Origin of the sequence: Simiaoa sp. (genome assembly GCF_051972595.1) — a bacterium.
Lineage (GTDB): Bacteria > Bacillota > Clostridia > Lachnospirales > Lachnospiraceae > Acetatifactor > Acetatifactor hominis.
In genome coordinates this window covers 16,831-28,219 of record NZ_JBOKRY010000040.1, presented here as the reverse complement: position 1 = coordinate 28,219, position 11,389 = coordinate 16,831, and the positions used below count along the sequence as shown (strand labels likewise).

Below are 11,389 nucleotides of genomic sequence, written 5' to 3'. Positions count from 1 at the left end.
TCGTGCAATTCTTTTTCTGAAGCATGGCAGTAGAAGTTACTAATGCAATCAACTTATAATAAAAATATTAAATTATTTTGTAAGATTCCGTCATTGGAAACCATGAACTATATAGAGGGACAGTTAAGCCTCAAAAAAGTGTAGCAGCAAATCTTATGATGGAAAGGAAAATGTGAGTGAAAGAAAAGAAACGGATGAGAAAAGGAAGAACCATTGTTGCATTTTTGTTAGCGCTGTTCTTTGCGGTAAGCGCACCGGCACAGGAAGTGAGTGCGGAAGACTACAAAAATGAAGGTTCAACACTTACGGTTGCTGTAACCAATAAGACGCAGGAATATGATCTTTTAAAAGTGCAGCCGATAACGACCTTGTTTGACTGTGAAATTATTATGGCATTCAGCGCAGCCGAAGGACTTGTTATGACGTTTACAACATCTTGCGTAGGAGTGGCAAAAGTTATCGGAGTAAAAGACATTAAAGTCCAGCAAAAGATGTGGTACGGATGGAAGACAGTACTAGTCTCTGATGGAGCAGAATCAGCTGACCGAGGTAGCTTTGGCGCAAATTTAACATATTCTGACGCTATTAAGGATAAAACCTATCGCGTTATATGCACCCATTACGCCGATTACGATGGCTACGAAGAAGCCGTGAACGACACCGGTGCTTTTAAATTTACATATTAATTAACTATGAACCAACGAAACTTTTAATTTGCTACACTTCATAAAACTGAATAACGTCATATCGGCAGCGTAAATAGCGACTGCCCAAGCAACACCATGGGGGTGGGAGTAGAGACAGGTATTCAAAAGTATGCTAGACCTGCATAAGGGTAAAATGAAGGGAAAATAAAATAAACTGCGATTGTCATAGTGGGTGGGACAAGATCTTTACATGAAAGTATAAAGGGGGAAATCTTTCAGAAAAAAGATAGAGCTGAACGCCTTACGGCGAAAGGACATGTATGTCAGGGTTGACAAAAGCAGGAAAAGAAAGAGAGATTATTATACGAATGAGAAGGATACAATGGGGTAATCCGATGATAAAGTCTGCAGGCTACGATGCGCAGCAACAAATGCTGGAGATCGAGTTCGCAAGTGACGGTCAGATATGGCAATTTGAAAATGTGCCGGAAGATATCTGGTACCGATTTCGGAGTTATCTCCGCCCGGAGTTCTTTTTCCATAATTTTATTATGGGTTGTTATCCGGAGAGACAAATGCAGGAGAATGCGTAGAAAATCGCAGCATACGAAGGGAATACAAAAAAGGGGAACAATATAATGTCAGAAAGCCGCAGAGGATAGGGGAATCCGCTGCGGCTTTTAAAGTTTTGCATAAATCTCTTTCCCAAAAAAGTGGAATATGCTATACTGTTACAGAAGTCTTGTCTGACGTCAGGGAGGGCTTCAGAATTAGGAAGAGAGACATTAAAGTATTCATGGCAAGAGAACAACTTCAACAGACATCACCGGAGGACCGGCGGCGAAGAGTGCAGCGTTTGAAGAAGACGATCGTGGGTATAGTGGCAGCAGGACTGGTAATCCCGCTTATGTGCTGCGTGTATCTGATCTGCAGGCTGCATACGATCAACGGGATTCTGGACGATCTGAATCGGAGACTGGATGAACTGGAAGCCGGGAATCAGAGATTGCAGACCGAACTGCAGCTTTTGCAGGAGGAAGCACAGACGACCGGGCAGACTTCACAGATACCGCAGGAGGAATCTGTACAGGGAAGCGCGGATCCGGTGACGGATGCTCATTCCGGGCAGGAACAGATCCACAAGGTATATCTGACTTTTGACGATGGCCCCAGCATTTATACGAATGATATCCTGGATATTTTAGACAGGTATCAGGTAAAGGCTACCTTTTTCGTAGTGGGCAGGGAAGGAACGGATGCGGAAGAAGCACTGCAGCGGATCGTGGAAGATGGGCATACGTTAGGAATGCATTCCTACAGTCATAAATATAAGGAACTATACGAATCCATGGACAGTTTCACGCGGGATTTTGAGCAGATCAGGGATTATGTCTATCAGGCGACCGGTGTGGAGAGCGTTTATTATCGTTTTCCGGGAGGAAGCTCCAATACGGTCAGTGAGATCGATATGCATGAATTCATTGATTATCTGGAGAGCCAGGGAGTGGAGTATTACGACTGGAATGTGTCTTCCGGAGACGGAGGCAGCATGAAACTTACCACGGATACGCTGTTAGAGAACTGCACGAAAGATATTGACACGAGAGATACGTCAATCATACTTCTGCATGATTCCGCAGAAAAACCAACGACAGTGGAGGCACTGCCGGAGATTATAGAGAATATTCTGGCGAGACCGGATACGGTGATCCTGCCGATCACGGAGAATACCAAGCCGGTGCATCACCAGTAAACATAAAAACATTCACAAATAAAAAACAAATTTAAAGAAATAAACGGAGGTACATCATCATGGGATTTTTCTCAGATTTGAAAGAAGATCTGTCTCAGGCGGTCAATGAACTGATGCCGGAGGAGAATCTGGATCAGGCAGCTGCCGAAGAACTCAAGGAACAGCCGGTGGAAAATACGCAGGAACCGCTGCGGGAAGAGATTCCTGAAGCGCAGACCGCAGAGGATGCGAAGGATAACGTGGCATTCGAAGAGATGCTGAAAAACCTGGATTCTATTGAGATTCCGCAGGAACAGAAAACAGAAGAACAGCCGGCAGAGAAAGTAGCAGAAGAGATGCCGCGGGCAGAAGAGACTGGGGAAAAAGTCGCACCGGAACTGGATTTAGACAGTGTACTTCAGAACGATATGACAGTAGAAAAGGTTCTGGAGCAGGAAAATACAGAGAAGAACAAAGGAGCAGAGAAGAGAATGGATGTAAAAGTTGCATCAGATGAAACCGCAGTTATTACTGCCGGAATGGTGATCACCGGTGATGTAAGTTCCGAAGGATCTATGGATCTGGTAGGTACGATTAATGGAAATATTGATATTCTGGGCAAACTGAATATTACCGGATATATCAATGGTAATTCCAAGGCAGCTGAGATTTTTGCAGAAGGTGCGAAGATCAACGGCGAGATCTTGAGCGAGGGCTCTGTGAAGATCGGAGCGAGCACGGTTGTCATTGGCAACATTTCCGCTACCAGCGCAGCTATCGCAGGTGCAGTAAAGGGTGATATTGATGTGAAGGGCCCTGTAATCCTGGATTCTTCTGCTATCGTAATGGGCAATATTAAGTCCAAGTCCGTACAGATCAACAACGGTGCAGTTATCGAAGGTATGTGCTCTCAGTGCTATGCTGATGTCAGCCCTACTTCTTTCTTCGATGATTACAAGCCAGAGAAAAGAAAAGCAAAATAAGGAGCAGATAACAATGAAGAGAATATTACTGAAGCTTAGCGGAGAAGCACTGGCAGGAGAGAAGAAGACCGGTTTTGACGAGGCAACTGTCAGAAAGGTCGCATTACAGGTAAAAGAACTGGTAGACGATGGCATTCAGGTAGGAATCGTCATCGGCGGAGGCAATTTCTGGAGAGGTCGTTCCAGTGAAAATATTGATCGTACCAAAGCGGATCAGATCGGTATGCTTGCCACCATCATGAACTGTATCTATGTCTCTGAGATTTTTCGCTCGGTAGGCATGATGACCAACATTTTAACCCCCTTTGAGTGCGGATCATTTACCAAGCTGTTCTCCAAGGACAGAGCCAATAAGTATTTTGCAAAAGGCATGGTAGTATTTTTCGCAGGCGGTACGGGACATCCCTATTTCTCCACGGATACCGGTGTGGTACTTCGTGCCATTGAAGTAGGAGCAGATGTTATTCTGCTGGCTAAGGCTATCGACGGTGTCTACAATGCGGATCCTGCCAAGGATCCCACAGCGAAGAAGTACGATGAAGTATCTATTGATGAAGTCATCGCGAAGAACCTTCAGGTAGTGGATATGACCGCATCCATCCTGGCAAGAGATAACAAAATGCCTATGTGGGTATTCGGATTGAACGAAGAGAACAGCATCGTGAATACCATGAAGGGGAAATTTAACGGAACCAAAGTAACCGTGTAACAGATATCATTAACCTATAAAATGAAAAAGCGCGCAGCGCAGAAGAGAGGACAATATGGACGCAAGAGTACAGGTATATAGTGAGAAAATGCAGAAGGCTTATGAATTTCTGACAGCAGATTTTGCTGCTATCCGCGCAGGACGCGCAAATCCTCACGTACTGGACAAATTAAGAGTAGATTATTACGGAACCCCTACCCCCATCCAGCAGGTAGGTAACGTAACCGTTCCCGAGGCACGTATCATCCAGATCGCTCCCTGGGAGAAGTCTCTGATCAAGGAGATTGAGAAAGCGATCATGACTTCCGATATCGGTATCAATCCTTCCAACGATGGCAGTGTGATCCGCCTGGTATTCCCCGAGCTTACCGAGGACCGCAGAAAGGATCTGGTAAAAGAAGTAAAGAAGAAGGGTGAGGAAGGCAAAGTAGCTATCCGTAACATCAGAAGAGACGGCAACGATGCATTCAAGAAGCTGGCTAAGAGTGAAGTGTCTGAGGATGAGATCAAGGGTCTGGAGGACGAACTGCAGAAGCTGACCGACAAGTATGTGAAGGATATTGATGCTCTGATCGACAGCAAGTCCAAGGAGATCATGACAGTTTAGTAAGCCCGGAAAGGCTTAAAAGAAGGCATAGAAGGCATAGAATATGGAACAAAATCTGAAAATTCCAAATCATGTAGCGATCATTTTAGACGGGAACGGCCGCTGGGCAAAAGCAAAGGGAATGCCCCGCAACTACGGTCATGTTCAGGGAGCCAAGACGGTGGAAGTAATCTGCGAAGAGGCATACCGTATGGGGATTCAGTACCTGACGGTATATGCTTTCTCCACAGAGAACTGGAACCGTCCGCAGGACGAAGTGGATGCGTTGATGAAGCTGCTTCGGAATTATATGAAGACTTGTCTGAAGACGGCGGAGAAGAACCGTATGTGTGTCAGAGTTCTGGGAGACAAGACGAGACTGGATGAAGATATCCGGAATAGGATCGCCGAACTGGAAGAGGCGACGAAGAACAATGACGGTCTGCATTTCCAGATCGCCATCAATTACGGAGGCAGGGATGAGATCGTCCGTGCAGTAAAAAAATTGTCTGCGAAGCTTCAAAGCGGCGAGCTGGATTCTGCGGATATTACGGCGGATACCCTGGAGAGCTATCTGGATACCGCAGGTATTCCGGATCCGGATCTGCTGATCCGCACCTGCAATGAGCAGAGGATTTCCAATTTCCTGCTGTGGCAGCTGGCGTATACGGAGTTTTATTTTACCCCGGTTCCCTGGCCGGATTTCACAAAAGAAGAATTGATGAGGGCTGTGGAAGCATATAATCATAGAGACAGAAGATATGGCGGCCTGAAGGAGGAATAGCTTATGTTTTGGACCCGTTTGCTCAGTGGTATCGTGCTGCTTGTCATCGCGCTGGCTACATTTTGCTTCGGTAATATATTTCTGGCAGTGCCGTTGTGGCTGATTTCTCTGATCGCATACAGAGAACTTACCAAAGCATTAAAATGTGCAACGGATGAGAAAAAGTTTACCGCACTGGAATGGATCGGTTTCGTGGGTGTGACGGCATATTATGCAACGCTGTTTTTCACCAGGGATCATACATTATTGCTCATGTGCATTGTCGCTTTGTTCATGGCGGAAATGTTCTGCTATGTGGCAGCTTTCCCGAAATATCAGGCAAATCAGGTGATGGCAGCGGTATTTTCTTTCCTGTATGCACCGGTAATGTTGTCCTTTGTCTATCTGACCCGTGAGTGTGAGACCGGAATCTACCTGGTATGGCTGATCCTGATCAGTTCCTGGGGATGTGACACCTGTGCTTATGTGGTAGGCAAGCTGATCGGTAAGAAACATATTTTCCCGGAGTTGAGTCCTCATAAGTCCCTGGAGGGATGTATCGGTGGCGTTGTGGGAGCGGCTCTGATCGGCGGTTTGTATGCGCATTTCTTCGTGGAAACGGCATTTCCGGATCGGACGATCACATGGATCATTGCCTTTATCTGCGCGGCAGGTGCGGTAATGAGCATGGTGGGAGATCTGGCGGCATCCGCGATCAAGAGAAACCACAATATCAAGGATTATGGCAAACTGATCCCCGGACATGGAGGGATCATGGATCGTTTTGACAGTATGACAGTGACTGCACCGATGACGTATTTTCTTGCCATTCTGATGATTGGACTGCGTTAGTCCGAAAGGAAGATACAAGGAGCGTAGCATTATGAAAAAAATAGCAATCCTGGGATCTACCGGTTCCATCGGAACCCAGACCCTGGAGGTCGTTCGCAATAATCCCGAACTGCAGGTGGTAGCGCTGGCAGCCGGAAAAAGTGTAGAACAGATGGAACAGCAGATCAGAGAATTCCATCCTCTGATCGCAGGTATGTGGAGCGAGGAAGCGGCAACGGACTTACGCAGCCGTGTGGCAGATCTTCCTGTGAAGGTCGTGACCGGAATGGACGGACTGCTGGAGATCGCAGTGATGCCAAAGGCGCAGGTATTAGTGACGGCGATTGTGGGCATGATTGGTATCAGACCGACGATTGCGGCCATTGAGGCAGGGAAGGATATTGCCCTGGCAAATAAGGAGACTCTGGTAACTGCCGGACACATCATTATGCCGTTAGCGGCGAAGATGGGAGTGAAGATCCTGCCGGTAGACAGTGAACATAGCGCGATCTTCCAGTCGCTGAACGGGGAACCGAAAGGCAGGATCGAGAAGATCCTGCTCACCGCGTCCGGCGGACCCTTCCGTGGCAGGACCAGAGAGCAGCTTGTAAATATTCAGGTGGAGGATGCCTTAAAGCATCCGAACTGGTCCATGGGACGGAAGATCACGATTGATTCTTCCACGTTGGTGAATAAGGGACTGGAAGTCATGGAAGCAAAATGGCTGTTCGGTGTGGATCTGGATCAGATCCAGGTCATCGTGCATCCCCAGAGTATCATTCATTCCGCAGTACAGTATGTGGACGGCGCAGTGATCGCACAGCTGGGAACGCCGGACATGAAACTCCCGATCCAGTACGCTCTGTTCTATCCGGATCGCAGATCGATGCCCGGAAAACGATTGGACTTCTATGAACTGGCACAGGTGACTTTCGAGAAGCCGGACATGGAGACTTTTTATGGTCTGAAGCTTGCCTATGATGCACAGCGCATCGGCGGCAGTATGCCTACGGTGTATAACGCAGCCAACGAGAAAGCGGTAGGACTGTTCTTAGACCGCAAGATCGCTTATCTTCAGATCCCGGAGCTGATTCAGGAAGCCATGGAGCAGCATAAGGTGATCGACAATCCGAACGTGGAGGAGATCCTGGAGACAGAAGCATCTGTTTACAGTTATATCGACGGCAAGGGATTCTGATCCTAAAAAATAAAAGCTTGATATGAGAGGCAATAAATGGTTACATTGATCTTGTTTGTACTGATCTTTGGGGTGGTGGTAGTCGCACATGAATTCGGACATTTTCTGCTGGCGAAGGCCAATGGGATTCATGTGATAGAATTTTCTGTGGGCATGGGTCCGAATCTGTTTTCCTTCCAAAAAGGAGACACCAAATATTCCCTGAAGCTTCTTCCCATCGGCGGAGCCTGTATGTTTGAGGGTGAAGACGGTCTGAATGAAAAAGAGGACGGGGAAGATCACAGCGGATCGTTTTTAAATGCCAATGTGTGGGCGAGAATATCCACGGTGCTGGCAGGACCGGTATTTAATTTCATCCTGGGATTTGTTATTGCATTTATTATGGTAAATCTGATCACGACGATCCGTGATCCTGTGGCGACGGAGATTGTGGACGGCGGTGCGGCACAGGAAGCCGGACTACAGGCAGGAGACAGGATTCTCTCCCTGAATGGCAGTAAAATTCATCTGTATGAAGAAATACAATTGTTTACGCTGACCTACCGGGGCGGGGATGTCGCAGTACAGTATGAGCGTGACGGAGTAAAAGGAACTACAACCCTGACGCCTAAGTATGATGAGAGTACAGGGCGTTATATGATCGGTATCAGTAATGCGGATTTTGTACAGTTATCCGGACTGGACTGTTTCCGTTATTCCTGGTATGAGATGCGTTATTGCGTGACGATGACCTGGAAGAGCCTGGCAATGCTGGTACAGGGGCAGGTATCCAGACAGGATGTGGCAGGACCGGTGGGGATTGCGGTCAATGTAGTAGGCAAGACTTACGAGACTACCAAGGATTACGGTTGGCAGAATGTTCTTGTGAGTATGCTGAACATTACCCTGATGCTTACGGTGAACCTGGGAATCCTGAATCTTCTGCCGGTTCCGGCGTTAGATGGCGGACGACTGGTATTCCTGCTTTGGGAAGCCATTACCCACAGACCGGTACCGCCGGAGAAGGAAGGAATCGTACACTTTATCGGACTGATGTTTTTCATGGTACTGATGGTATTTTTGTTATTCAATGATCTGGTAAATATTTTTGGATAGGATTTTCGGATAGGAAATCATATTCGTTGACAAAGAGCATGCCGCATGGTATGCTCTTTTTACATTCGCGCGTAGCGCGATTCTTGACTTCTTGCCTATCGGCAAAAGATCCCTGAATTAAGAACAGAATTAAAAATGAAATTATATATAAAAATCAGAAGGAGGATCGTGTATGGAGTATGTGACTGCCGGTTATTGGCAAAAAGAGGAGCATGCGGGACTGTTTTTATCTCTGCAACAGCGTAAATATCGTAAGAGCGGGCGGAACGCGGTAAGTGCGTGCATATCCGACGATGGCAAAATAGTGAGATATCTGCAGGACAGAATAGATGACGAGCTGTCTGGGAAGATTCTTTGGCAGACCGGCAGGGGAGAGCTTCTGCGGGAGTGTTTTCAGCAGGAGTTGTCAGCGCTTGGAGAAGACTGCAATTATGCGGGAATATTATGCGTGGAAGAACGGGTACTTTTGTTCAGCCACGGAAGAATGCGGAATCTTGCGTTTTTCCGGAGGTTCGGAAAAGTAGGATGGAAGATACTTGACGGACAATGCATGGTGGGAGAAGTGGAACCGGGGACAGCGATACTGATAGCGGACAATGCTTTCATCAATTATTGTGAAGAGGAGCTGGCGGAGTGTCTGAAGCCACAGATCACAGAGAATATTTCACCTAAGATCTGTGCCGACCGGGCGGGACGGCGGCTGAGAGAACTGGGGGAGAAGGCAGCAGCACAGGGCGGAAAGCATATGGGAGCAGTATGGATCCTGCCGATTCTGGGAGGTGGCAAATGGTAAGAGGGGTATTGGAGGCACACGGATATGAAGAACCGGTATTTATCGGAGAAGGCAGCTTCGCGAAGGTCTATCGTGTCAGAGATAAGGAAGGATGTTTTTGGGCATGCAGAGTATCGGAATATTCAGGACAATGGGAGCGGGAATGCAGAAACTGGCAGGAGATCAGGCATCCGCTTTTTCCGGTGTACAGAGAGAAATGGACACAAGACGGGATGGGATATCTGATCATTGAATTCTGGGATGGAATGGATCTGCGGAAAATGTTGGACAGGCGGGGCAGACTGTCACCGGTCACAGCGCTTAATGTGACACTTCAGATCACGGAAGGACTGCAGTATCTGCATGAACGGGAGCATCCGTTTCTTTATCGGGATCTGAAGCCGGAGAATATCCGTATCCGAGAAAACGGCAGAGCGGGAATCCTGGATCTGGGGTGTCTGTGGAACCGGGAGGATGCGTGGTCGGGAGCCGGGAATTATTCTTACAGTGCGCCGGAGCAGTTCACCCGGGGGGAACTGCCGGGAGAGGAAAGCGATGTCTATGCGGTAGGAAGACTTCTGTCAGTGATGCTGGGAGAGGAAAAGGCGCATTTGAAAATATCCGGCAAAGACAGAAGGAGAGAAAAGTGGTTGCGCAGAATTGTGGAGATGACTACCTGCGAAGAGCGGAAAAGGCGCGTCCCTGATATGAAAAATTTGAGGAGACTGCTCTTTGTGACGGATGCAGGCGTAAGGGAGAGGAAAAGGGCTGCTAAGGTGGCAGATTTCTATTATGTCCGGAAACTGTATTACCCGTAGCTGTGCACTCCGTGCCCGAACACAATCAATAAAAATTGCAAAAAGTGCTTGCTGTGGAAACGGGAAATGAGTATACTGTAGATAAAGGTTCACGGGGAGATTTTCGGGGACCTGCAGCAAGCAAATTTACATAGCAGGAGGAGAAGAGTTATGCGTTTTTTTATTGATACTGCAAAAGTAGAGGATATTAAGAAAGCAAATGACATGGGGGTTATTTGTGGAGTAACGACCAATCCCTCCCTGATCGCGAAAGAGGGCAGGGATTTCGTAGAGGTGATCAAAGAGATCGCATCCATCGTAGACGGACCGATCAGCGGTGAGGTTAAGGCGACCACCGTAGATGCAGAAGGAATGATCAAGGAAGGAAGAGAGATCGCAGCCATCCATCCCAATATGGTCGTTAAGATTCCTATGACAGTAGAAGGCCTGAAGGCTTGTAAGGTATTAAGCTCCGAAGGTATCAAGACCAATGTGACACTGATCTTTTCCGCGAACCAGGCTCTGTTGGCAGCACGCGCAGGTGCAACCTACGTGTCTCCTTTCCTGGGCAGACTGGATGACATCAGCACGAGAGGTGTAGACCTGATCCGTGATATCGCAGATATTTTCGCTGTAACTGATCTGGATACCCAGATCATCGCGGCAAGCGTACGTAATCCCATCCATGTGACCGATTGTGCACTGGCAGGTGCGGATATCGCCACCGTTCCTTACGCCGTAATCGAGCAGATGGTGAAGCATCCCCTGACCGATGCCGGTATCGCCAAGTTCCAGGCTGACTATAAAGCAGTCTTTGGTGAATAGATTGTCAATAGATATGTGGGATGACTGCTTGCAGGCGAGACCACATATCTATTAGACAATCAAACAGACATGAGCAAGTAGGGCGATAGCCCGGAATGCGAATGGATGTAGCGGTTCGAGAGTGCGGAGCACGGAGAAGCGCGTAGTTCACCTAAGATCCTGACACAGTAAGAAGCTGTACAGAGGTATTCCCCTGTACAGCTTCCTTTTTGATCCTGTCGATTGCGAAGCTTCAGACAGAGCTTATTTCATCTGCTCTTCCTGCTTCTTGATCATACGACGAACCATCTCACCGCCGATGCTTCCTGCTTCCTTAGAAGTAAGGTCACCGTTGTAACCCTCTTTCAGGTTAACGCCCAGCTCAGATGCCACCTCAGTCTTGAAACGATCCATTGCAGCTTTTGCTTCGGGAACTTCTACTCTATTGGTTTTACTTGCCATTTCGTTCACC

Annotated in this window: 14 protein-coding genes; 13 read left to right on the top strand and 1 reads right to left on the bottom strand. The window is 47.6% G+C overall.

What is annotated here, in order from left to right; translation table 11 throughout:
- Positions 1-176: 176 nt before the first annotated feature.
- The 13 genes from ACTRDR_RS12200 to fsa all read left to right on the top strand — a co-directional run bounded on the left by ACTRDR_RS12200 (position 177) and on the right by fsa (position 10,938).
- Positions 177-686 (top strand): hypothetical protein, encoded by a 510-nt coding sequence (locus ACTRDR_RS12200; protein WP_440527810.1) that lies wholly within the window; start codon positions 177-179, stop codon positions 684-686.
- Between the two features lie 281 nt (positions 687-967).
- Positions 968-1,240, top strand: a complete 273-nt coding sequence (locus ACTRDR_RS12195; RefSeq protein ID WP_440527808.1) for a KTSC domain-containing protein — start codon at positions 968-970, stop codon at positions 1,238-1,240.
- A 203-nt stretch (positions 1,241-1,443) separates the two neighbouring features.
- Positions 1,444-2,400 carry a polysaccharide deacetylase family protein gene (locus ACTRDR_RS12190; RefSeq protein WP_440527807.1) on the top strand — a complete coding sequence of 319 codons (957 nt, stop codon included), beginning with the start codon at positions 1,444-1,446 and terminating at the stop codon, positions 2,398-2,400.
- 59 nt (positions 2,401-2,459) lie between these two features.
- Entirely contained in the window at positions 2,460-3,362 is a 903-nt protein-coding gene (locus ACTRDR_RS12185; RefSeq protein ID WP_176862898.1) for a polymer-forming cytoskeletal protein, read from the top strand.
- A 13-nt stretch (positions 3,363-3,375) separates the two neighbouring features.
- Complete coding sequence (pyrH, locus tag ACTRDR_RS12180) at positions 3,376-4,071, top strand: UMP kinase (RefSeq protein ID WP_440527805.1); 696 nt, start codon at positions 3,376-3,378, stop codon at positions 4,069-4,071.
- Between the two features lie 55 nt (positions 4,072-4,126).
- A complete protein-coding gene (gene frr, locus ACTRDR_RS12175) occupies positions 4,127-4,678 on the top strand; it encodes a ribosome recycling factor (RefSeq protein ID WP_176862893.1) in 552 nt (183 codons plus the stop codon).
- 43 nt (positions 4,679-4,721) lie between these two features.
- Complete coding sequence (locus tag ACTRDR_RS12170) at positions 4,722-5,441, top strand: isoprenyl transferase (protein WP_440527803.1); 720 nt, start codon at positions 4,722-4,724, stop codon at positions 5,439-5,441.
- A gap of 3 nt (positions 5,442-5,444) precedes the next feature.
- On the top strand, positions 5,445-6,272 hold the full coding sequence (locus tag ACTRDR_RS12165; protein WP_440527802.1) for a phosphatidate cytidylyltransferase: 828 nt from the start codon (positions 5,445-5,447) through the stop codon (positions 6,270-6,272).
- A gap of 31 nt (positions 6,273-6,303) precedes the next feature.
- The gene (locus tag ACTRDR_RS12160; protein WP_440527800.1) at positions 6,304-7,449 is read left to right on the top strand and encodes a 1-deoxy-D-xylulose-5-phosphate reductoisomerase; all 1,146 of its coding nucleotides are present in this window, start codon (positions 6,304-6,306) and stop codon (positions 7,447-7,449) included.
- 36 nt (positions 7,450-7,485) lie between these two features.
- Positions 7,486-8,544, top strand: coding sequence for a M50 family metallopeptidase (locus ACTRDR_RS12155; RefSeq protein WP_440527799.1), 1,059 nt, complete (start codon positions 7,486-7,488; stop codon positions 8,542-8,544).
- A gap of 172 nt (positions 8,545-8,716) precedes the next feature.
- Complete coding sequence (locus ACTRDR_RS12150) at positions 8,717-9,337, top strand: hypothetical protein (RefSeq protein ID WP_440527797.1); 621 nt, start codon at positions 8,717-8,719, stop codon at positions 9,335-9,337.
- On the top strand, positions 9,331-10,134 hold the full coding sequence (locus ACTRDR_RS12145; RefSeq protein WP_440527796.1) for a protein kinase domain-containing protein: 804 nt from the start codon (positions 9,331-9,333) through the stop codon (positions 10,132-10,134). The genes ACTRDR_RS12150 and ACTRDR_RS12145 overlap by 7 nt, the downstream gene beginning before the upstream one ends.
- A gap of 150 nt (positions 10,135-10,284) precedes the next feature.
- Complete coding sequence (fsa, locus tag ACTRDR_RS12140) at positions 10,285-10,938, top strand: fructose-6-phosphate aldolase (protein ID WP_440527794.1); 654 nt, start codon at positions 10,285-10,287, stop codon at positions 10,936-10,938.
- Positions 10,939-11,181: 243 nt separating this feature from the next.
- Here fsa and ACTRDR_RS12135 read toward each other — a convergent pair whose 3' ends face one another.
- Positions 11,182-11,379, bottom strand: coding sequence for an alpha/beta-type small acid-soluble spore protein (locus tag ACTRDR_RS12135; RefSeq protein ID WP_117465775.1), 198 nt, complete (start codon positions 11,377-11,379; stop codon positions 11,182-11,184).
- Between the last annotated feature and the right edge of the window lie 10 nt (positions 11,380-11,389).

What these genes read in the sequence shown, in the direction of transcription:
- ACTRDR_RS12185 (WP_176862898.1), top strand. Translation starts at nt 2,460, where the DNA reads ATGGGATTTTTCTCAGATTTGAAAGAAGATCTGTCTCAGGCGGTCAAT.
- fsa (WP_440527794.1), top strand. Translation starts at nt 10,285, where the DNA reads ATGCGTTTTTTTATTGATACTGCAAAAGTAGAGGATATTAAGAAAGCA.
- frr (WP_176862893.1), top strand. Translation starts at nt 4,127, where the DNA reads ATGGACGCAAGAGTACAGGTATATAGTGAGAAAATGCAGAAGGCTTAT.
- ACTRDR_RS12145 (WP_440527796.1), top strand. Translation starts at nt 9,331, where the DNA reads ATGGTAAGAGGGGTATTGGAGGCACACGGATATGAAGAACCGGTATTT.
- ACTRDR_RS12155 (WP_440527799.1), top strand. Translation starts at nt 7,486, where the DNA reads ATGGTTACATTGATCTTGTTTGTACTGATCTTTGGGGTGGTGGTAGTC.
- ACTRDR_RS12160 (WP_440527800.1), top strand. Translation starts at nt 6,304, where the DNA reads ATGAAAAAAATAGCAATCCTGGGATCTACCGGTTCCATCGGAACCCAG.
- ACTRDR_RS12150 (WP_440527797.1), top strand. Translation starts at nt 8,717, where the DNA reads ATGGAGTATGTGACTGCCGGTTATTGGCAAAAAGAGGAGCATGCGGGA.
- ACTRDR_RS12165 (WP_440527802.1), top strand. Translation starts at nt 5,445, where the DNA reads ATGTTTTGGACCCGTTTGCTCAGTGGTATCGTGCTGCTTGTCATCGCG.
- ACTRDR_RS12190 (WP_440527807.1), top strand. Translation starts at nt 1,444, where the DNA reads ATGGCAAGAGAACAACTTCAACAGACATCACCGGAGGACCGGCGGCGA.
- ACTRDR_RS12135 (WP_117465775.1), bottom strand. Translation starts at nt 11,379, where the DNA reads ATGGCAAGTAAAACCAATAGAGTAGAAGTTCCCGAAGCAAAAGCTGCA.
- ACTRDR_RS12195 (WP_440527808.1), top strand. Translation starts at nt 968, where the DNA reads ATGTCAGGGTTGACAAAAGCAGGAAAAGAAAGAGAGATTATTATACGA.
- pyrH (WP_440527805.1), top strand. Translation starts at nt 3,376, where the DNA reads ATGAAGAGAATATTACTGAAGCTTAGCGGAGAAGCACTGGCAGGAGAG.
- ACTRDR_RS12170 (WP_440527803.1), top strand. Translation starts at nt 4,722, where the DNA reads ATGGAACAAAATCTGAAAATTCCAAATCATGTAGCGATCATTTTAGAC.